General features: G+C 57.4%; 20 protein-coding genes. 15 read left to right on the forward strand and 5 right to left on the reverse strand.

Annotation, left to right across the window (positions count from 1 at the left end; translation table 11 throughout):
* Nucleotides 1-233 precede the first annotated feature (233 nt).
* The 8 genes from hinT to IAE50_RS01495 all read left to right on the forward strand — a co-directional run bounded on the left by hinT (nucleotide 234) and on the right by IAE50_RS01495 (nucleotide 6,338).
* Nucleotides 234-593 (forward strand): purine nucleoside phosphoramidase, encoded by a 360-nt coding sequence (gene hinT / locus IAE50_RS01460; RefSeq protein WP_200579361.1) that lies wholly within the window; start codon nucleotides 234-236, stop codon nucleotides 591-593.
* Nucleotide 594: 1 nt separating this feature from the next.
* Nucleotides 595-969, forward strand: a complete 375-nt coding sequence (locus IAE50_RS01465) for a YcfL family protein (protein ID WP_200579362.1) — start codon at nucleotides 595-597, stop codon at nucleotides 967-969.
* A 10-nt stretch (nucleotides 970-979) separates the two neighbouring features.
* The gene (lpoB, locus tag IAE50_RS01470; RefSeq protein WP_094420219.1) at nucleotides 980-1,633 is read left to right on the forward strand and encodes a penicillin-binding protein activator LpoB; all 654 of its coding nucleotides are present in this window, start codon (nucleotides 980-982) and stop codon (nucleotides 1,631-1,633) included.
* Nucleotides 1,614-2,429 carry a thiamine kinase gene (gene thiK, locus IAE50_RS01475; protein ID WP_200579363.1) on the forward strand — a complete coding sequence of 272 codons (816 nt, stop codon included), beginning with the start codon at nucleotides 1,614-1,616 and terminating at the stop codon, nucleotides 2,427-2,429. Before lpoB ends, thiK begins: the two co-directional genes overlap by 20 nt.
* 11 nt (nucleotides 2,430-2,440) lie before the next feature.
* Nucleotides 2,441-3,466 (forward strand): beta-N-acetylhexosaminidase, encoded by a 1,026-nt coding sequence (gene nagZ / locus IAE50_RS01480; protein ID WP_200579364.1) that lies wholly within the window; start codon nucleotides 2,441-2,443, stop codon nucleotides 3,464-3,466.
* 35 nt (nucleotides 3,467-3,501) lie between these two features.
* Nucleotides 3,502-4,044, forward strand: a complete 543-nt coding sequence (gene ycfP, locus IAE50_RS01485) for an alpha/beta hydrolase YcfP (protein WP_054803905.1) — start codon at nucleotides 3,502-3,504, stop codon at nucleotides 4,042-4,044.
* 258 nt (nucleotides 4,045-4,302) lie between these two features.
* Nucleotides 4,303-5,607 (forward strand): NAD(P)/FAD-dependent oxidoreductase, encoded by a 1,305-nt coding sequence (locus IAE50_RS01490; RefSeq protein ID WP_200579365.1) that lies wholly within the window; start codon nucleotides 4,303-4,305, stop codon nucleotides 5,605-5,607.
* Nucleotides 5,608-5,798: 191 nt separating this feature from the next.
* Nucleotides 5,799-6,338 carry a glycine zipper 2TM domain-containing protein gene (locus IAE50_RS01495; protein ID WP_023481678.1) on the forward strand — a complete coding sequence of 180 codons (540 nt, stop codon included), beginning with the start codon at nucleotides 5,799-5,801 and terminating at the stop codon, nucleotides 6,336-6,338.
* Between the two features lie 517 nt (nucleotides 6,339-6,855).
* On the opposite strand, the gene IAE50_RS01500 is transcribed toward IAE50_RS01495, so the two are convergent.
* Nucleotides 6,856-7,491 (reverse strand): TetR/AcrR family transcriptional regulator, encoded by a 636-nt coding sequence (locus IAE50_RS01500; protein ID WP_076769689.1) that lies wholly within the window; start codon nucleotides 7,489-7,491, stop codon nucleotides 6,856-6,858.
* A gap of 241 nt (nucleotides 7,492-7,732) precedes the next feature.
* Here IAE50_RS01500 and IAE50_RS01505 point away from each other — a divergent pair, with 241 nt between their 5' ends.
* Nucleotides 7,733-7,990, forward strand: a complete 258-nt coding sequence (locus IAE50_RS01505) for a YdgH/BhsA/McbA-like domain containing protein (protein ID WP_042715368.1) — start codon at nucleotides 7,733-7,735, stop codon at nucleotides 7,988-7,990.
* 80 nt (nucleotides 7,991-8,070) lie between these two features.
* Here the strand turns inward: IAE50_RS01505 and IAE50_RS01510 are convergent, their stop codons facing one another.
* The 4 genes from IAE50_RS01510 to IAE50_RS01525 all read right to left on the reverse strand — a co-directional run bounded on the left by IAE50_RS01510 (nucleotide 8,071) and on the right by IAE50_RS01525 (nucleotide 14,315).
* Nucleotides 8,071-9,036: a L,D-transpeptidase family protein gene (locus tag IAE50_RS01510; protein ID WP_200579366.1), complete on the reverse strand. Its 966-nt coding sequence runs from the start codon at nucleotides 9,034-9,036 to the stop codon at nucleotides 8,071-8,073.
* A 451-nt stretch (nucleotides 9,037-9,487) separates the two neighbouring features.
* Complete coding sequence (mfd, locus tag IAE50_RS01515; protein WP_094420213.1) at nucleotides 9,488-12,934, reverse strand: transcription-repair coupling factor; 3,447 nt, start codon at nucleotides 12,932-12,934, stop codon at nucleotides 9,488-9,490.
* Nucleotides 12,935-13,044: 110 nt separating this feature from the next.
* Nucleotides 13,045-14,118 (reverse strand): acyltransferase family protein, encoded by a 1,074-nt coding sequence (locus IAE50_RS01520; RefSeq protein WP_200579367.1) that lies wholly within the window; start codon nucleotides 14,116-14,118, stop codon nucleotides 13,045-13,047.
* Nucleotides 14,115-14,315, reverse strand: a complete 201-nt coding sequence (locus tag IAE50_RS01525) for a hypothetical protein (protein ID WP_200579368.1) — start codon at nucleotides 14,313-14,315, stop codon at nucleotides 14,115-14,117. Before IAE50_RS01525 ends, IAE50_RS01520 begins: the two co-directional genes overlap by 4 nt.
* A 92-nt stretch (nucleotides 14,316-14,407) precedes the next feature.
* Here IAE50_RS01525 and lolC point away from each other — a divergent pair, with 92 nt between their 5' ends.
* The 6 genes from lolC to IAE50_RS01555 all read left to right on the forward strand — a co-directional run bounded on the left by lolC (nucleotide 14,408) and on the right by IAE50_RS01555 (nucleotide 20,502).
* The gene (gene lolC / locus IAE50_RS01530) at nucleotides 14,408-15,607 is read left to right on the forward strand and encodes a lipoprotein-releasing ABC transporter permease subunit LolC (protein ID WP_200579369.1); all 1,200 of its coding nucleotides are present in this window, start codon (nucleotides 14,408-14,410) and stop codon (nucleotides 15,605-15,607) included.
* The gene (gene lolD / locus IAE50_RS01535; RefSeq protein WP_200579370.1) at nucleotides 15,600-16,301 is read left to right on the forward strand and encodes a lipoprotein-releasing ABC transporter ATP-binding protein LolD; all 702 of its coding nucleotides are present in this window, start codon (nucleotides 15,600-15,602) and stop codon (nucleotides 16,299-16,301) included. Before lolC ends, lolD begins: the two co-directional genes overlap by 8 nt.
* The gene (gene lolE / locus IAE50_RS01540; RefSeq protein WP_094420209.1) at nucleotides 16,301-17,545 is read left to right on the forward strand and encodes a lipoprotein-releasing ABC transporter permease subunit LolE; all 1,245 of its coding nucleotides are present in this window, start codon (nucleotides 16,301-16,303) and stop codon (nucleotides 17,543-17,545) included. Before lolD ends, lolE begins: the two co-directional genes overlap by 1 nt.
* A 36-nt stretch (nucleotides 17,546-17,581) precedes the next feature.
* Entirely contained in the window at nucleotides 17,582-18,499 is a 918-nt protein-coding gene (gene nagK / locus IAE50_RS01545) for an N-acetylglucosamine kinase (protein WP_200579371.1), read from the forward strand.
* Between the two features lie 10 nt (nucleotides 18,500-18,509).
* Nucleotides 18,510-19,331, forward strand: a complete 822-nt coding sequence (gene cobB, locus IAE50_RS01550; protein WP_128483175.1) for a Sir2 family NAD+-dependent deacetylase — start codon at nucleotides 18,510-18,512, stop codon at nucleotides 19,329-19,331.
* Nucleotides 19,332-19,584: 253 nt separating this feature from the next.
* Entirely contained in the window at nucleotides 19,585-20,502 is a 918-nt protein-coding gene (locus tag IAE50_RS01555) for a polyprenyl synthetase family protein (RefSeq protein ID WP_076769696.1), read from the forward strand.
* Nucleotides 20,503-20,504 lie beyond the last annotated feature (2 nt).

Consider the following 20,504-nt stretch of genomic DNA (forward strand, 5'->3'; position numbering starts at 1 on the left):
AATGCGAAATATACGCATTCACTTCACTGGTGTAAACAGATGTAATTATCGATTATGAAATGCGATTTCATCTCTGCCGGGCGGCGTCTGCGCCTGCGACAATCAGGCCAGGCGTAAAAGGGGAAAGAAAAACAGCGTTATAGTTGAAAGAACAAGAGAATCTCGATCATACTCTAGGGCACATAATTGACGACGACGGCGGGCCTGGCCCGCACTCATAAAAGGAAAACGTCATGGCCGAAGAGACCATTTTCAGCAAAATCATTCGTCGCGAAATTCCGGCGGACATCGTTTATCAGGATGAACTGGTTACCGCCTTTCGCGATATCTCTCCGCAAGCACCGACACATGTGCTGATCGTGCCGAACCTGCTTATCCCAACCGTCAACGATGTAACGCAGGCCCATGAGCAGGCGCTGGGGCGCATGATGACGGTTGCTGCGAAAATCGCCCGTGGTGAAGGGATTGCCGAAGATGGCTATCGCCTGATCATGAACTGCAATCGTCACGGCGGGCAGGAGGTTTACCATATTCATATGCACCTGCTGGGCGGGCGCGTGCTGGGGCCGATGCTGGCTCATAAAGGGCTTTAAGATGAGCGTCGCGCGTGTTGTGTTACTGCTGACGGCGTTAGCGCTTGTCGGCTGCGGCTCCCGGCCCGCAATCCCGGTCGCCAGCAATCAAACGTTGGTGATGGAGTCCTCCATCCTTGCCGCAGGCATCATCGCGCAGCCGCCGACCATGAGCCGGGAGGCGCTGCAGCCTTCCGCCTCCTCAGAGATCTATAACGAACGCCAGCAGCCCGTCACGCTGCACTATCGCTTTTACTGGTATGACGCCAGAGGTCTGGAGATGCACCCGCTGGAAGCGCCGCGCAGCGTAACGGTTCCCGGTAATGCCACCATGACACTCTACGGCAGCGCTAACTATCTCGGCGCGCACAGCGTCAGACTCTATCTCTATCTCTAAGAGGTGACACTTGATTAAGACCATTGGACGCTACGCGTTACTGACCACACTTGCCATGCTGCTTGCAGGCTGTATCACCGACCAGCAACCGGCTCCGGTTGAGCAGGCAGGCGGCGGAGCGACGCAACCCGCGCAACCTCAGCAGCCGCAGCAGCCGATTCCGGGCGTGCCTTCCGTGCCAACGCTGCCGCAGCAGCCAGGCCCGATTGAACACCCGGATCAGAACGGCCAGCCAACGCCGCGCGAGCGTCACTATGACTGGAACGGCGCAGTACAGCCGATGGTGGGCAAAATGTTGCAGGCCAGCGGTGCCAACGCCGGCAGCGTTCTGCTGGTGGACAGCGTAAACAACCGCACTAACGGTTCGATTAACACCGGCGAAGCGACGGAAGTGGTGCATAACGCGCTGGCAAACAACGGTAAATTCACCCTGATTACCGCCCAGCAATTGGCTGTCGCTAAGCAGCAGCTCGGCCTGTCGCCGCAGGACAGCCTCGGCACGCGCAGCAAAGCAATGGGCATTGCGCGCAACGTCGGCGCACAGTATGTGCTCTACTCCAACGCAACCGGCAATGCCAATGCGCCTTCGCTGCAAATGCAGTTAATGCTGGTGCAGACCGGCGAGATTATCTGGTCAGGTAAAGGTGCCGTTCAACAGCAGTAATCTGACGCGTGACGCCATCCTGTCACGCTACTTTCCGCACTACGCTCCCGTCGCCAGCCAGCATGTTGGGCTGAGCGGCGGGAGCTGTCTGATAAGCGACGGGCAGCAGACGCTGGTGCTTCGCCAGCAGCATCAGGCCGCCCCAGCCTCCTTTCTGCGCCAGTATCGTCTGTTGCGCCATCTTCCTGCCACTATTGCGCCGCAGCCCCTTTTTTTCGCGGCTGGCTGGATGGCGATCGACTATATTCCCGGCACGATCGACACCGCGCTGCCGCAGGCCGACGCGCTGGCGAGATTGCTGTATGATCTGCACCGGCAAAAATGCTTCGGCTGGCGCATCACGCTATTGCCGCTGCTGGAGCGTGACTGGCAGTGCAGTGCGCCCGCACGGCGCACGCCCTTCTGGCTGCGGCAGCTAAAACGGCTGCGGCGTCAGCGTGAGCCACTGCCGCTGCGCCTTGCGCCGCTGCATATGGATGTTCACGCCGGAAATATTGTGCACGGCGAGAAGGGGCTACGGCTTATCGACTGGGAGTATGCTGGCGACGGCGATGTGGCGCTGGAGCTGGCCGGGATCTGGTGCGAAAACGAGGCGCAGCGCAGCGATATTGCCGCGCGCTATGCAATGCAGGCGAATATCGATCCGCCTCTGCTCTGGCGGCAGGTTAAGCGCTGGCGGCCATGGGTGTTAATGCTGATGGTCGGCTGGTATGAACGCCGCTGGCAGCAGACCGGCGATCAACAATTTATTATGCTGGCGAATGAAATATGGCGTCAGCTTCAGTCTGAAGGATAAGAGAGGTAAGTGTGGGTCCAGTGATGTTGGATGTTGAAGGGTACGAACTGGATGCGGAGGAGCGCGAGATCCTGGCGCATCCGCTGGTTGGCGGCTTGATCCTCTTTACCCGGAATTACCACGATCCCGAACAGCTGCGCGAGCTGGTGCGCCAAATCCGCGCGGCTTCCCACCACCGGCTGGTGGTGGCGGTCGATCAGGAAGGCGGGCGCGTGCAGCGTTTTCGCGATGGTTTCACCCGTCTGCCAGCGGCGCAATCTTTCGCGGCGCTGCTCGGCATGGCAGAGGGTGGTCGGCTGGCGCAGGAGGCGGGCTGGCTGATGGCGAGCGAGATGATCGCCATGGATATCGATATCAGCTTTGCGCCGGTGCTGGATGTCGGGCATATCAGCGCGGCGATCGGTGAGCGCTCTTACCATGCGGATGTGCAGAAAGCGTTAACGCTTGCCACCCGCGTGATTGATGGCATGCACAGCGCAGGCATGAAAAGCACCGGTAAACACTTCCCGGGCCACGGCGCGGTAACCGCGGACTCGCATAAAGAGACGCCGTTCGATCCGCGCCCGCTGGCAGAGATCCGCGCGAAAGATATGTCCATTTTTAAAACGCTGATTGAGCAGAACAAGCTGGATGCCATTATGCCGGCGCATGTTATCTACACCGATGCCGATCCGCGTCCGGCCAGTGGCTCACCCTGGTGGCTGAAAACCGTGCTGCGCGGTGAGCTGGGTTACGACGGCGTGATTTTCTCCGACGATCTCTCGATGGAGGGGGCGGCGATCATGGGCAGCTACGCTGAACGCGGGCAGGCGTCGCTGGATGCCGGTTGCGATATGATCCTGGTCTGTAATAATCGTAAAGGTGCCGTTGAGGTGCTGGATAACCTGTCACCGATCAATGCAGAGCGTGTTACACATTTGTATCATAAAGGTTCTTTTTCTCGTCAGGAGTTGATGAGTTCGGCGCGCTGGAAAGCGGCTCACAACGAGCTGGAACAGTTGCACGAACGCTGGCAGGCGCATAAAGCTGCGCATTAACCCTGCGGACAAACCGTCGAAGTGGTGAGGATACCATGATTATCTATTTACACGGTTTTGACTCGAACAGCCCCGGCAACCACGAAAAGGTGCTGCAACTGCAGTTTATCGACCCCGATGTCCGGCTGATTAGCTACAGTACGCGGCATCCGAAACATGATATGCAGCATCTGCTCAAAGAGGTGGATAAAATGCTGCAGCTCAACGTCGATGAGCGCCCGCTGATTTGCGGTGTCGGTCTGGGCGGTTACTGGGCGGAGCGCATCGGTTTTCTCTGCGATATCCGCCAGGTGATATTCAACCCCAATCTCTTTCCTTATGAAAATATGGAAGGGAAGATCGACCGGCCGGAAGAGTACCGGGATATTGCCACCAAGTGCGTCGCCAACTTTCGTGAAAAGAACCGCGACCGCTGTCTGGTTATCCTCTCGCGTCAGGATGAGGCGCTCGACAGCCAGCGCACTTCAAATGAGCTGCACCACTATTACGAGATTGTCTGGGACGAAGCGCAGTCCCATAAGTTCAAAAACATCTCACCGCATCTGCAGCGCATTAAAGCCTTCAAAACCCTCGGTTAATCCCTCTCTTAGCGGCAGGTTTCCCCCTGCCGCAGCACCCTTTTTCCGCCTTTTTAGCGCGTAACTTGCGCCGCTACGGCTACACTTGCTCATCTTTGCGGCAGCAAAACTTGATGTACATCAATTTTGGTATGACCATTGAACCGTTCGTGATATTCTCGTGGTCAATGCATGGTTGCCAGCTCGTAAACCATTGTTAATTAAGGGCTATTTTTATAACTTTTAGTTAACAATTGGTTAATATTTTAGGGGGTCACTTTGACTACACCATTGAAAAAAATCGTGATTGTAGGCGGTGGTGCTGGCGGGCTTGAGCTGGCAACGCAGTTAGGCAAGAAGCTGGGTCGCGGTAAAAAAGCGAAAATCACCTTGGTGGATCGCAATCACAGCCATTTATGGAAACCACTGCTGCATGAAGTGGCGACCGGCTCCCTCGATGAAGGCGTCGATGCGCTGAGCTATCTGGCGCATGCGCGTAATCACCATTTCCAGTTCCAGCTCGGTTCCGTTATCGACATCAACCGCGAAAGCAAAACGCTGACGCTGGCTGAACTGCGTGATGAGAAGGGCGATCTGCTGGTGCCGGAGCGCAAGCTGGCGTATGACACGCTGGTGATGGCGCTGGGCAGCACCTCTAACGACTTCAACACCCCGGGTGTGAAAGAGCACTGCATCTTCCTCGACAACCCGCACCAGGCGCGTCGTTTCCATCAGGAGATGCTTAACCTGTTCCTGAAATACTCCGCTAACCTTGGCGCAAACGGCAAAGTGAATATCGCTATCGTGGGCGGCGGGGCAACGGGCGTTGAGCTGTCGGCCGAACTGCATAACGCGGTCAAACAGCTGCACAGCTACGGCTATAAAGGGCTGACCAACGAGGCGTTGAACGTAACGCTGGTAGAAGCGGGCGAGCGTATTCTGCCTGCGCTGCCGCCGCGTATTTCGGGCGCAGCGCATAATGAGCTGACCAAAATGGGCGTACGCGTTCTCACACAGACGATGGTCACCAGCGCCGATGAGGGCGGTCTGCACACCAAAGAGGGTGAGTATATTCAGGCCGACCTGATGGTGTGGGCTGCGGGCATCAAAGCGCCGGACTTTATGAAAGAGATTGGCGGCCTGGAGACTAACCGCATCAATCAGCTGGTGGTGGAGCAGACGCTGCAAACCACGCGCGACCCGGATATCTACGCGATTGGCGACTGCGCCTCCTGCGCGCGTCCGGAGGGTGGTTTTGTGCCGCCGCGCGCCCAGGCTGCGCACCAGATGGCAAGCCTTGCGCTGCATAACATCCTCGCGCAGATCAAAGGCAAATCGCTGAAAGATTATGTCTATAAAGATCACGGCTCGCTGGTGTCGCTCTCCAACTTCTCCACGGTCGGTAGCCTGATGGGTAACCTGATGCGCGGCTCAATGATGGTAGAGGGGCGTATTGCGCGCTTCGTCTATATCTCGCTCTACCGTATGCACCAGGTGGCGCTGCACGGCTACTTTAAAACCGGGCTGATGATGGTGGTGGGCAGTATCAACCGCGTGATCCGCCCGCGCCTCAAGCTCCACTGATCCTTCTGCTGCTCTCCGCCATTTGGCGCGGGAGCAGCATATCCCTCTGCCTGATGTGCCTTTAGCGCTCGGACAACTCTGAATAACTCCGCTTTCACCTGCCGAACCCCTATTTTTGCGCGATTTCTGATTGGCTGCCCTCTTGCACCATTGCAAAATTGTTACCAATAGCCAACCAGGGAGAGAATCCTGTGAATAAATCAATGTTAGCGGGTATCGGTATTGGCGTGGCCGCTGCACTGGGCGTTGCCGCAGTCGCCAGCCTCAATGTTTTCGATCGCGGGCCGCAATATGCGCAGGTGGTATCAGCCACGCCGATCAAAGAGACGGTGAAAACGCCGCGAGAGGCATGTCGCAATGTCACGGTAACGCATCGTCGTCCGGTGCAGGATGAGAACCGTATTACCGGTTCCGTACTGGGTGCGGTAGCGGGCGGTGTGCTTGGCCATCAGTTTGGCGGCGGACGCGGACGCGATGTGGCGACCGTAGTCGGCGCGTTAGGCGGCGGTTATGCAGGCAACCAGATTCAGGGCGGTATGCAGGAGAGGGATACCTATACGACCACTCAGCAACGCTGCAGCACGGTATATGACAAATCGGAAAAAATGCTCGGTTATGACGTGACCTATAAAATCGGCGACCAGCAGGGGAAAATCCGCATGGATAAAGATCCTGGCACGCAGATTCCGCTGGATAACAACGGTCAGCTGATTCTGAATAACAAAGCATAAAAAAGCAGTACTCTGCATATTGGCTCCTCATCGCTCAGGCTGAGGAGCCTTTTTTTGCCATAAAAAAGCCTCGCATCATGCGGGGCTTTTTCGTTGTTAAATAAAGTCTTGTTGGCGAACAACCAGCAATCCGGTAATGAGGACAGAGACAAATGCGAACAGTACCGAGCCACCCAGCAAGACCCACAGACCAAATAACAATGTAATTACTATTAACACTTTGATGAATGGTAATAGCAAAATCATTTCCATTTCCTTCTGCATGTGATTAGTCAGTAAAAGACCCTTTATCCTCATAAGAGTGATCGGTACTACGCGTAGAGTGAGAGCAAGGGAAAAGTGACGCCTGAAAAACATACTTATTGTTTTATATTGCCGCCGACAATGATTAGCGACGCAATAATCACAATTAAGCATAGCAAAGGCGGGGAAATGGCTGATAGATTTTACCTATTGTTGAATTGTGTAATCACTATCACAGAGAGGAAATGAGACGGAGATCCGTCTCATTTTTTTATCACGCTTTGATCAAATCTGGCCACAGGCGCAGGGTGGTGCGGGTGATTTGCAGCAGCTTCTCAAGGCTTGCGCCTTCGCGGGCGCTGATGGACATGCCCTGCAAGATGCAGCCAAGAAACTGCGCCAGGGAAGCGATATCTACGCCTGCCGGGATCTCGCCTTTCGCCTGCCGCTGTGCGAGGAAGTGCTGCAATGTCTCCTCCTGGCGGGCATGACGCGTTTTAATCGTCTTCGCAATCTCCTGCGACGAGGCGGCAAGCGTCGCGGAGGTGTTAATCATAAAGCAGCCCGCGGGCGTATCGGTGCTGGTAAAACACCTGGCGATAGCAGAGAAATAGTCCAGCAACGCCTGTTCCACCGGCTTCTCTTCGCACTCCAGCAACGCTTCATGCTGCCTGGCGAAACGGGCGATATAGCGATCGAGGACCGCGCGAAACAGCCCCTCTTTATTGGTGAACTCTGCGTAGAGCGTCGGTGCTTTTGCCCCGGTCGCTTCTACCAGATCGGAGAGTGATGTGGCTTCATAGCCATGCTGCCAGAATAGCGTCATGGCTTTATCGAGCGCCGCTTCCCTGTCGAACACTTTCGGTCGGCCACGGCTTTTTTTCGTACAACTGCTGACTTCACTGGTCATATAGCCGCTTCTTTGTTGGTTTGTTGAATAGCCATTATAAAAATAATCCTGGTGAATGACCAGTCGCAAAACCGCACATATTAATAAATCATATGCTTATGAAAATTAAGAACTATTTAAATTAGTTAATGAGCGTTATAAAAAAATATTGACGGGTGATATAGATCACACTTATGATTTACCTATCGATCGTTAACTTAATGCTTAACGACCTCCGTTCACCTGCATCAGGACAATCATTATGAAAACCATCAACACGCTGTTTACCGCCGCTGTTTTAAGTACTCTCTCATTTGCCAGCTTTGCCGCCGTTGAGGTGCAGTCCGCACCGGCCGGGCAGCAGGAGCTTACCGCCATCGGCGTGACCGGCAGCACTAACCTCGCATCCGTTGAGAAAAAAGTGGCTGAGAAAGCTGAACAGCTGGGCGCGTCCTCTTACCGCATCACCTCCGTGACCGGCTCTGATCGCCTGCACGGTACCGCAGTGCTTTACAAATAAGCTCACCACCCTCGAGCTACGCCACTGCAATAAAAAAGGCCCTGCACAATGTGCAGGGCCTTTTTGTTTATGCGCGGGCGTTACATCGCTTGCATACTCTCTTGCGCATGTTTGGTCACGTTCACCGGCATACCCGAGCGCAGCTCAATAGCCTGCGCCATCACCGCCGCATCGCTTTGTGCATCGGCCTGAAACGCCTTCAGCGACGCATTGAGCGGGATCGGCAGCGTTTTCGGATCGTCATTGATCGATTCGGAAAGCGGCTGATGCACCTCCACCAGCCGCGTGCCGTCTGGCTCGACAGAGGCTTTAATCGGCGTGTTGATGATATTTACCGGTGTACCAGGGCTGACTGCAGCAAACAGCGCGGCAATATCGCTATCCCGCAGGCGAATACACCCGGAGCTAACGCGCATGCCGATGCCAAAATCAGCATTGGTACCGTGCAGCAGGTAAACACCGCCAAAAGCGGCGAGGCGAATCGCATGATGACCCATCGGGTTATCCGGCCCGGCCGGCATCACCGGCGGTAGATCAATCCCGCGCGCTTTGTAGCGGGCACGGATATTGGCGGTCGGCGTCCAGGTCGGGTTGGCCCGTTTATCGGAAACGGTGGTCACCATCGTCGGCGTCAGCGTATCACCGCCCAGTTGACCAATGCCAATCGGGTAGATGGTGACCTCATTTTTTCCGGGGGGATAGTAGTAAAGACGCAGCTCGGCGAGGTTAATCACAATCCCTCTGCGCGGCACATCCGGCAGCAGGGTTTGCAGCGGGATGGTGACAACGCTGCCAGCGCGCGGCACGAAGGGGTCAATACCGGGGTTAGCCTGTAACAGCGCGAGGAAGCCAACGCCATACTTTTTGGCAATCGCCTCCAGCGAACCGCCATCGTTCTCAACAATATGGAAACGGTTTTCCCCCACCAGCTTGCTGCCCGCAGGCGGCAGCGGCCAGGTATTCGCCCGGGCGGGAAGGGCAAAGATAAGCGTAGCGGCGACGGTGAACAGCGTCATCCAGTGAGCGAAGCGCGACATTTTGAACATGATCATAATCCATGTAAATCATAAGGTTATTTCTATAAGACTACTCAATAGGATTATGCTCATCGGGTTCGTCTGGAAACCCTGGTTATTGCAAAGCATTTGTAAATATTACAAAAAAAGACGCGGATGAGGGGAAAACATCGTATTCGTAGGCCGGATAAGGCGGTACGCCGCCATCCGGCAAAACGCGGGCAGAATGTTCGACTCTTGCTCCCAAAAACATGCCTGATGGCGCTGCGCTTATCAGGCCTACAAAAGAGCACGAACCCGTAGGCCGGATAAGGCAACGCCGCCATCCGGCAATAAAGCGGGCAGGATGTTCGACCGTGGTTCCCAAAAACATGCCTGATGGCGCTGCGCTTATCAGGCCTACAAAAGGGCACGAACCCGTAGGCCGGATAAGGCAACGCCGCCATCCGGCAAAACGGCGCGCAGAGGCGCTAACCCGCCGTCAGGCGACGGCGTTCTCCGCCAGCTGCTGCATAAAGTTGCGCACCCACTCCATGCGGGTTTTGCGCTCGCTCAACTCCTGGAAAAACTTCAGCCGCGTCGGGCCATCGAGGCGGAAATGCTGCGGCTGCTTCTGCAACAAGCCAATCAACCACGCCGGGTTAACGTGATTCTTCTCGTTAAACTCAATCAGGCCGCCTTTATCATTCCCCTCCAGCTTGCGGATCCCCAGCTTCTGCGCCTGCTGGCGCAACATGGCGATATCAAGCAGATTACGCGCCGCATCCGGCAGCAGGCCAAAGCGGTCAATCAGCTCCACCTTGATCTCCTCCAGCGCATTTTCATCTTTCGCGCTGGCGATGCGCTTATAGAACGACAGGCGCGTATTCACATCAGGAATAAAATCATCCGGCAGCAGGGCAGGCATGCGCAGCTCCACCTCCGTTTGCTGGCTGGTCAGATCCTCCAGCGACGGCTCACGACCCTCTTTCAGGGCATCGACGGCATTCTCCAGTAGCTCCATATAGAGCGAGAAACCGATGGTCTCCATCTGCCCGCTCTGATCCTCACCAAGCAGTTCACCCGCACCACGGATCTCCAGATCGTGAGTCGCCAGCGCAAAGCCAGCGCCCAGATCCTCCAGCGAGGCAATTGCTTCAAGGCGTTTTTGCGCATCGGTGGTCATCGCCTTCGGATGCGGCGTCAGCAGCCAGGCATAGGCCTGGTGATGAGAACGCCCGACGCGACCGCGTAGCTGGTGCAGCTGCGCCAGGCCAAAGTGGTCGGCGCGCTCAATGATGATGGTATTGGCGGTGGGAATATCGATCCCGGTTTCGATAATGGTGGTACAGACCAGCACGTTGAACCGTTGATGGTGGAAATCATTCATCACCCGCTCCAGCTCGCGCTCGCGCATCTGGCCGTGGCCGATGGCGATACGCGCTTCCGGCACCAGCTCCGCCAGCCGGTCGGCCGCTTTCTGGATGTTCTCCACATCGTTATAGAGGTAGTAAACCTGGCCGCCGCGCAGCACTTCACGCAGGATCGCCTCGCGCACCACCAGGTTGTCATATTCGCGAACAAAGGTTTTCACCGCCAGACGGCGCGCGGGAGGTGTCGCAATGATCGACAGATCGCGCATGCCGCTCATCGCCATATTCAGCGTACGCGGGATCGGCGTCGCGGTGAGCGTCAGGATATCAACGTCGGCGCGCATCGCTTTAATGCGCTCTTTATGCCGCACGCCAAAACGGTGCTCCTCATCGACAATCAGCAGCCCCAAATCCTTCATTTTCACATCGCTTTGCAGCAGCTTATGCGTGCCGATCAGAATGTCGATCTTCCCTTCGGCGGCCTGCTCGAGGATCTGCGCCTGCTCTTTGGCGCTGCGAAAACGCGACAGCATCTCAATGCGCACCGGCCAGTTGGCAAAACGGTCACGGAAATTATCGAAGTGCTGCTGGGCGAGCAGGGTGGTCGGCACCAGCACTGCCACTTGCTTATTGTTCTCGATAGCAAGGAAGGCGGCGCGCATCGCCACTTCGGTTTTACCAAAGCCGACATCGCCGCACACCAGCCGATCCATAGCCAGCGGCTGGCACATATCGCTCAGCACGGCATTGATAGCCTGGGCCTGATCCGGGGTGGTTTCGAAGGGGAAACCGTCGCAAAAGAGCTGGTACTGTTCGCGATCGTGTTTAAACGCGAAGCCCGATTTCGCCGCGCGCTGGGCGTAAATATCCAGCAGTTCCGCCGCCACGTCGCGCACCTTCTCCGCCGCTTTTTGCCGCGCGCGCGTCCAGGCATCGCTGCCCAGTTTATGCAGCGGGGCGTTATCTTCCGCGCCGCCGGCGTAGCGGCTGATGAGGTGTAACGACGAAACCGGAACATAGAGTTTGGCGTCGTTGGCATAGGTCAGCATCAGGTACTCTGCGGTGATGCCGCCTGCTTCCAGCGTCGTCATCCCGGCATAGCGACCAACGCCGTGCTCAAAGTGCACCACCGGCTGGCCGTCATGCAACTCAGCGAGGTTGCGAATCAGCGTATCGGGGTTGATGGTACGCCGCGTATCCTGGCGGCGGCGCGCAACGCGCTCGCCCAACAGATCGCCTTCGCAAATCAGCGCCCGGTTACGCAGCGTATCAATAAACCCGCGCTCGGCGGCACCGATCATCAGCCACGCGCCCGGCGCGCTGGCATCATCCAGACGCAGAGCGCGTTTTGGCGCAACTTTAATGCGTGCCAGCAGTTCGAGCAGCGCTTCGCGACGCCCCTCGCTCTCGACGGAAAAGACCACCGGGCCGCTGAAGGACTCAAGGAATTTACGCAGGTTATCCAGCGGCGACTTCTGCTGCGCCTGCACCGAGAGATCCGGCAGGCTCTGGTAACCAAGGTTAATCTGGCCCGCTTTATCCGCCACCTGTTCGGTTTTGAGCTGAATGCGCGGCCATTTTTTCAGTTCGCTGAACAGCGCATCAACCCGCAGCCACAGGGCGTCGGGCGGTAACAGCGGGCGCATCGGATCAACGCCGCGGTTCTCATAGCGTGCCTGCGCATCCTGCTGGAAACGCTCGGCGCTGGCTTCCAGATCGCCGGTATTCACCAGCAGGGTGTTGGCCGGAAAGTAGCTGAAGAGCGGCGGTAGCGGTTCGCTGAAAAAGAGCGGCTGCCAGTATTCGATCCCGGCGGGCAGGGTGCCTTTGCTCACCTGCTGATAGATATGCTCCGCGTCGCGCTTCACCTCGAACTTATCGCGCCACTGGCTGCGGAAAAGCTCGATGGCGGTCTTATCGGTCGGAAACTCATGGGCCGGAAGCAGATTAATCGCCTCCACCTCTTCGAGCGTGCGCTGGGTATCTGCATCAAACAGGCGCAGGCTGTCGATCTCATCATCGAAAAAGTCGAGGCGGTAAGGCTGGCTGCTGCCCATCGGGAAGAGATCGAGCAGCGCGCCACGAGTGGCATATTCGCCATGCTCCATCACCTGATCGACATGGCGATAACCGGCGCTATCGAGCTGCGTGCGCAGTTGATCCCGCGACAGACGCTGCCCCTTTTTCATCACCAGCGCGTGACCGTGCAGATAGCTGTGCGGGCATACGCGCTGCATCAGCGTATTGACTGAGACAATCAGCACGCCGCGCTGCATCGCAGGCAGCTGGTAAAGGGTGGAGAGACGGGAGGAGACAATCTCCTGGTGCGGCGAAAAGCTGTCGTAGGGCAGCGTTTCCCAGTCCGCGAGGTTCATCACCAGGTTGTCGGTAAACTGGCTAATCTCATCATGTAAACGCAGCGCGTTCTGCATATCCGGGGCGATAAGCACAACCGGACCGGCGTGTCGTTCAATGATTTCTGCCACTTCGGTGGCGCAGGCCGCGCCGGTAAGCTCGCCAAACTGGCGCTGGTCACCCGCTTTTGACGGCAGGGAATAACGGTATTGTTCAGGCATGGGGATATGAAGATCTCATTATGGATATACCCCCGTTATGGGGGCATATCCTTGATACGCAATACGAGGATTATGTGTGATTACGTGAGTTTAGCCAAGAAATCGCCCTGTCAGCGTGCTGTCGCCGCCGAAAGGTGCTTTGTTGGCGGGGTAAAAAAGAGATCGCCAAACAGCGCGGAGGAGAGTTTACGCACCATCAGCCCGACCAGCGTACAGATCAGCAGCACCGCCGCCGGATAGGCAATCAGCACCGCCAGCTCGACCGCAGGCGGCCAGACGCCGGCGTTAAGCGGTTTGATCAGCGCCAGGCTAAAACCCTCCACCAGAATGCGGTGGGTGGTGTAGATCGCCAGCGTATTGGAGCCGACCACATTGAGCAGGCTCTTCTCGCTCGGCGGGAAGCGTTTCTCCATCTCCTGGAAGAGGCGCATGATGCCGACAATCGACAGCAGGCAGAGCGGCAGCGGCATATTAAACATCCACAGCCCAAACGCCACCACCACGGCGACAATAAACAGCAGGGCGTAGCGGCGCAGCGAGACGGTTTTAACAAACTCCATCACCTGCATACCGTACCAGGCACCGAGGCTGTAGAAGATCATATTGCGCACGACGCTGTTCATTCCCCACCACGGCAGCGGCAGGTAGTTAATCGCCAGGCTTGCCACAATCATCAGCGCCAGCATCGGCACTTTCCAGCGGCTGAGCAGTTTACACAGCGTGAAGTAGACCACTAACGCGTAGAGATACCAGAGGCTGGTAGTGGCGGTCAGCATGCCGTATAAAAATCCTTGCCAGCTGTCGGCATAGGCTGCGTTTGACGAGTTGCTGAGATCGCGCTCCGGCGCCAGCCAGTCGTTAAGATGGCTTAGGCCCACCCACTGCAATACGCCCCACAGCGCCAGCACATAGACAATGCTCCAGATCCGTTTATCGATGGCGTCTTTCCATGGCACATCATCGATATAGCGGCGGATCAGAAAGCCGGAGATAAAAAAGAACACCGGCATGCGGAACGGCGCGAGATAGAGGTTGAAATAGATCCAGCACTTGGAGAGCGTTTCTGACCAGGGATGCTGGAAGACCGAGAGGTGTGGATAAAAGGTAATAACCGAGTGGTAAATCACCACCAGGCAAATGCAAAGTCCTTTTATCTGGTTTATCCATAATGTTTTCTGTTTCATTCGTTCTGTGCCTGTTGTTGCCATAATCCCGGCAAACGATCCTGGCCATACAAACGCTGAATGTAACGGGAAAGAGTCTGGATATATTCATTTTCGGAATAAGTGGAGGCTAAGAAATCGACAGATTGCCAATTTACCGGCGCACAGCAGGCGCTCTGGCGAAAGTAGCGATTTGATTTTTCGACTTTTTTTGACATTAATCAGATGAATTCTTACGCTATCACGCATTTACGCTCTCACCTTTCGCTTATATACTCCTGACTCTGCTCACAGCAACCAGACGGATTTCATGTATCAGCCTGTCACTCTCTTCATAGGTCTACGCTATATGCGTGGACGCGCGGCGGACCGCTTTGGCCGCTTTGTCTCCTGGCTGTCAACCATTGGCATCACCCTGGGCGTTATGGCGCTGGTGACGGTGTTATCGGTGATGAACGGCTTCGAGCGCGAACTGCAAAACAACATCCTTGGGCTGATGCCCCAGGCTACCCTGACGACCCAAAAAGGCTCGCTCAACCCGCAACAGCTTCCGGCCAGCAGCGTTAAGCTGCAGGGCGTGTCGCGCATTGCGCCGCTGACCACCGGCGATGTGGTGCTGCAAAGCGCGCGCAGCGTCGCGGTTGGCGTGATGCTCGGTATCGATCCGGCGCAGAAAGATCCGCTGACGCCGTTTCTGGTTAACGTGCAGCAAAACCAGCTGCAGGCGGGCAAATACAACATCATTCTCGGCGAGCAGTTGGCCAGCCAGTTGGGCGTTACCCGCGGTGACCAAATCCGCGTGATGGTCCCCTCTGCCAGCCAGTTCACGCCAATGGGACGCCTGCCGAGCCAGCGCCTCTTCACGGTGGCGGGCACTTTCGCTGCTAACAGCGAAGTGGACGAGTACCAGATGCTGGTCAATATCGACGACGCCTCGCGCCTGATGCGCTACCCAGCGGGCAATATCACCGGCTGGCGTTTATGGCTCAATGAGCCGCTGAAAGTGGATGTGCTCAGCCAGCAAACGTTGCCGGAAGGCACCCAGTGGCTTGACTGGCGCGATCGTAAAGGCGAGCTCTTCCAGGCTGTGCGCATGGAGAAGAATATGATGGGGCTGCTGCTGAGCCTGATCGTTGCCGTTGCCGCTTTTAACATCATCACCTCGCTTGGTCTGATGGTGATGGAGAAGCAGGGCGAGGTCGCCATTCTGCAAACCCAGGGCTTAACGCCGCGCCAGATTATGGCGGTGTTTATGGTGCAGGGCGCCAGCGCCGGGATTATTGGCGCGCTGCTTGGTGCCGGGCTGGGGGCGCTTTTGGCCAGCCAGTTAAATAATTTGATGCCGATTATCGGCGCGCTGCTCGACGGCGCCGCGCTGCCGGTGGCGATCGATCCGCTGCAGGTGGTTGGCATTGCGCTGGTGGCGATGGCCATTGCGCTACTTTCGACGCTTTACCCTTCCTGGCGCGCTGCCGCCACTCAACCCGCTGAGGCTTTACGTTATGAATAAGATCCTGTTGCAATGCGACAACCTGTGCAAACGCTATCAGGAAGGCAGTGTGCAGACCGATGTGCTGCACAATGTCAGCTTCAGCATGGCAGAAGGGGAGCTGATGGCGATTGTCGGCAGCTCCGGCTCCGGGAAAAGCACGCTCCTGCACCTGCTCGGCGGGCTGGATACGCCGACTTCCGGCGACGTCATTTTTGGCGAACGCCCGATGAGCAAACTCTCCTCCACGGCCAAGGCCGAGCTGCGTAACCGCGAGCTGGGCTTTATCTACCAATTCCACCACCTGCTGCCGGACTTTACCGCGCTGGAAAACGTGGCGATGCCGCTACTGATCGGCAAGAAAAAACCGGCCGAGATCGACACCCGCGCCCGCGAGATGCTGCGTGCCGTTGGCCTGGAGCACCGCGCCAGCCATCGCCCGTCTGAACTCTCCGGCGGTGAGCGTCAGCGCGTCGCCATTGCCCGCGCGCTGGTTAACAACCCGCGTCTGGTGCTGGCGGATGAACCGACCGGCAACCTCGATGCCCGCAATGCTGACAGCATCTTTGAACTGCTCGGTGAGCTGAACCGCACCCAGGGCACCGCCTTCCTGGTGGTGACCCACGATCTGCAACTGGCAAAGCGCATGAACCGCCAGCTGGAGATGCGCGACGGCCATCTGAAAACCGACCTGACCCTGATGGGGGCTGAGTAATGGCATCCCCGCTGTCATTATTAATCGGCCTGCGCTTTAGCCGCGGCCGTCGCCGTAGCGGCATGGTGTCGCTGATCTCGGTTATCTCCACCGTCGGTATTGCGCTCGGTGTGGCCGTGCTGATTGTTGGCCTGAGCGCAATGAACGGCTTTGAACGTGAGCTGAACAACCGCATTCTGGCGGTGGTGCCACACGGCGAAATCGAGCCGGTGAATCAGCCGTGGAACGGCTGGGAAACGGTGCTTGGCAAAGTGCAAAAAGTGCCGGGTATCGCCGCTGCCGCACCCTATATCAACTTTACCGGGTTGGTGGAGAGCGGGGCGAACCTGCGTGCTATTCAGGTTAAAGGCGTTGATCCAGCGCAGGAGATGCAACTCAGCGCGCTGCCGAAGTTTGTGCAGGGCGATGCGTGGAAAGGCTTTAGCGCCGGCTCCCAGCAGATCATCCTCGGCAAAGGGGTGGCAGACGCCCTGAAAGTGAAGCAGGGCGACTGGGTCTCGATCATGATCCCCAACTCCGATGACGCGCATAAATTGTTGCAGCCAAAACGCGTGCGCCTGCATGTCACCGGTATTCTGCAACTGAGCGGCCAGCTCGATCACAACTACGCGATGATCCCGCTGGCAGATGCGCAGAACTATCTCGATATGGGCAGCAGCGTCACCGGCATCGCCATTAAAGTGAACGACGTATTCAACGCCCAAAAGCTGGTGCGCGATGCGGGCGAAGTGACCAACAGCTATGTCTATATCAAAAGCTGGATCGGCAAATATGGCTACATGTACCGCGATATTCAGATGATCCGCGCGATTATGTATCTGGCGATGGTGCTGGTGATTGGCGTCGCCTGCTTCAACATCGTTTCGACGCTGGTAATGGCGGTGAAAGATAAGAGCGGTGATATCGCCGTGCTGCGTACGCTGGGGGCGAAAGATGGCTTGATCCGGGCGATTTTCGTCTGGTACGGTCTGCTGGCGGGGCTGTTTGGCAGCCTCTGCGGTGCGGTGATTGGCGTCATTGTTTCGTTGCAACTGACGCCGATTATCAACGGTATTGAGAAGCTTATCGGCCATCAGTTCCTGTCGGGGGATATCTACTTTATCGACTTCCTGCCGTCGGAACTGCATCCGCTGGATGTGGTGTACGTGCTGGTGACGGCGTTGCTGTTGAGCCTGCTGGCGAGCTGGTATCCGGCGCGTCGGGCGAGCAACATCGATCCGGCAAGGGTGCTGAGCGGGCAGTAATCCCGCGGGTCACGGCGCCACAACGAAGGAGTGGCAATGCACTATGGGTTTGATATTGGCGGCAGTAAAATCGCGCTCGGCCTCTTTGACGCCGGGCGGCGGTTGCAGTGGGAAACACGTATTGCCACGCCCCACGAAAGTTACGACGCCTTTCTGCAGGCTATCGCCGCGCTGGTGGCGGAAGCCGATCGCCGCAGCGGCGTGAAGGGCAGCGTCGGCATTGGCATTCCGGGGATCCCGGAAACCGCCGATGGCACGCTCTATGCCGCCAATCTGCCCGCCGCCAGCGGGCAGATGCTGCGCCGCGACCTGAGTAATCTGCTCGATCGCGACGTGCGTATCGATAACGATGCCAACTGTTTTACCCTTTCAGAGGCCTGGGATGAGGATTTCCGCCACTATCCGCTGGTGATGGGGCTGATCCTCGGCACCGGCGTCGGCGGCGGGCTGGTGTTTAACGGCAAATCGATCCCCGGGCGGCGCTTTATCACCGGCGAATTTGGTCATATCCGCCTGCCCGTCGATGCACTCTCCCTGATGGGCTTTGATTTCCCCCTTTTGCGCTGCGGCTGCGGCAACATCGGCTGTATTGAGAACTATCTCTCCGGTCGCGGTTTTGCGTGGCTCTACCAACACTTCTATCATCAGACTCTGACAGCGCCGGAAATTATCGCGCGCTGGGAGCAGGGCGAGGCAAACGCGCGGGCGCACGTTGAGCGCTACGTCGACTTGCTGGCGGTCTGCCTTGGCAATATTTTGACGATTATCGACCCGGATCTGATAGTGATTGGCGGCGGATTATCCAACTTCAGCGCGCTGACCCGGCTGCTGCCGGATCGCATTGCGCCACACCTGTTACCGGCCGGCGACGTTCCCCGTATCGAACGCGCGCGCCACGGCGACGCGGGCGGTATGCGCGGCGCGGCCTTCCTTCACCTTGCAGACCACTCCTGAGAGGATGCCCATGCAATCGCGACGTTCACATCGTCTCAGCCGTTTTCGCCGCAACAAGCGCCGCCTGCGCGAGCGCTTACGCCAGCGAATCTTTTTCCGCGACATAATGGTGCATGACGTAATGGAAAAACCGAGAGTTGTTGTCTTAACCGGGGCGGGGATCTCCGCTGAATCCGGTATCCGAACCTTCCGCGCTGCGGACGGCCTGTGGGAAGAGCATCATGTGGAAGATGTGGCGACGCCGGAAGGTTTCGCCCGCAATCCGCAGCTGGTGCAGCGCTTCTATAACGATCGCCGCCGCCAGCTACAGCAGCCGGAGATCGCGCCGAACGCCGCGCATCTGGCGCTGGCGCAGCTGGAAGAGGCGCTGGGCGATCGCTTTTTGCTGATCACGCAGAATATCGACAACCTGCACGAGCGCGCCGGGAATCAGCACATTATCCATATGCATGGCGAGCTGCTGAAAGTGCGCTGTTCGCAGAGCGGGCAGGTGCTGGAGTGGACCGGCGATGTCACCGAAGAGGATAAGTGCCACTGCTGCCAGTTCCCCGCGCCGCTGCGCCCGCACGTGGTGTGGTTTGGCGAAATGCCGCTCGGCATGGATGAGATCTACAGCGCGCTGGCGATGGCGGATCTCTTTATCGCCATTGGTACCTCCGGGCATGTCTATCCCGCCGCCGGGTTTGTCCATGAGGCGAAGCTGCACGGCGCGCATACTGTTGAACTCAACCTCGAACCGAGCCAGGTCGGCAGCGAGTTTGAAGAGAAGCAGTATGGGCTGGCAAGCGAGGTTGTTCCGGCGTTCGTCGACAAGCTGCTGAAAGGGTTATAAGCGCCTCGCCCGGTCGCGCAAGGTTGACCGGGCGGCTATGTTGTAATAATGTAAAAATTCTTATGAATTCGCTCGTTACGGAGCAAATGTCCCAATCTACGCTACGCTTTGCCAATACGACACCGCAGAGATTAGCGCCCAGGCTGCGCGGAGTTTTTTACGCACTCCGACGAGCGCAGCAGGCTAACCGCTGCCCTCACGCTCTGACTTATTTACCCGGCCATCGCTTTAAGGATAACGAGGGACAGCCACGATGAATCTCAACCACGACGCCCAATTGCAGACCTTACGCGACGCGCTGCAACAACGCCTCGATCACCTGTTACCCGCCGGTGCGCAGCAGGATCAGATCTACAGCGCGATGCGCGAAGGCACCCTGGTGGCGGGCAAGCGTGTTCGTCCGCTGCTGCTGATGCTGGCCGCGCACGATCTTGGCTGCGATGTTGACCAGCGTGGGCTGCTCGATCTCGCCTGTGCCGTCGAAATGGTGCACGCCGCCTCGCTGATGCTGGACGATATCCCCTGTATGGATAACGCTGCGCTGCGCCGTGGACGCCCAACCATTCATCGCCAGTATGGTGAAAACGTCGCCATTCTGGCCGCCGTTGCGCTGCTGAGCCGCGCCTTTGGCGTGGTGGCAGAGGCGCAGGGCTTATCGGCCGCCTGCAAAGCGGCATCCGTCGCGGAACTCTCCACCGCCGTTGGGCTTCAGGGGCTGGTACAGGGGCAGTTTCTCGATCTGCATGAGGGCGACAAGGCGCGCAGCCCGGAAGCTATCCAGCTGACCAATGAGTTAAAAACCAGCCGCTTGTTTGATGCCACGCTACAAATGGCGGCGATTGCGGCCGAGGCTTCGCCGCAGGTGCGTGAGCGGCTGCGCTGTTTTGCCCTCGATCTCGGCCAGGCGTTCCAGCTAATGGACGATCTCACCGACGGGCTGAACGGCACCGGCAAAGATCTCAATAAAGATGATGGTAAATCGACGCTGGTGGCGATGCTGGGCGCAGAGGTGGTGCATCAGCGCCTGAGCGACCATCTGCGTAGCGCCGATGAACATCTTGCTAACGCCTGCCCGCGCGGCGTCTCTACGCGCCGCTTTATGCGCGCCTGGTTCGATAAACAGATGACGCTGTTTGGCGAAAGCCGGGCGACGACGCTGCCGGGGTGCTAGCG

Origin of the sequence: Kosakonia sp. S42 (assembly GCF_016624785.1) — a bacterium.
GTDB lineage: Bacteria > Pseudomonadota > Gammaproteobacteria > Enterobacterales > Enterobacteriaceae > Kosakonia > Kosakonia cowanii.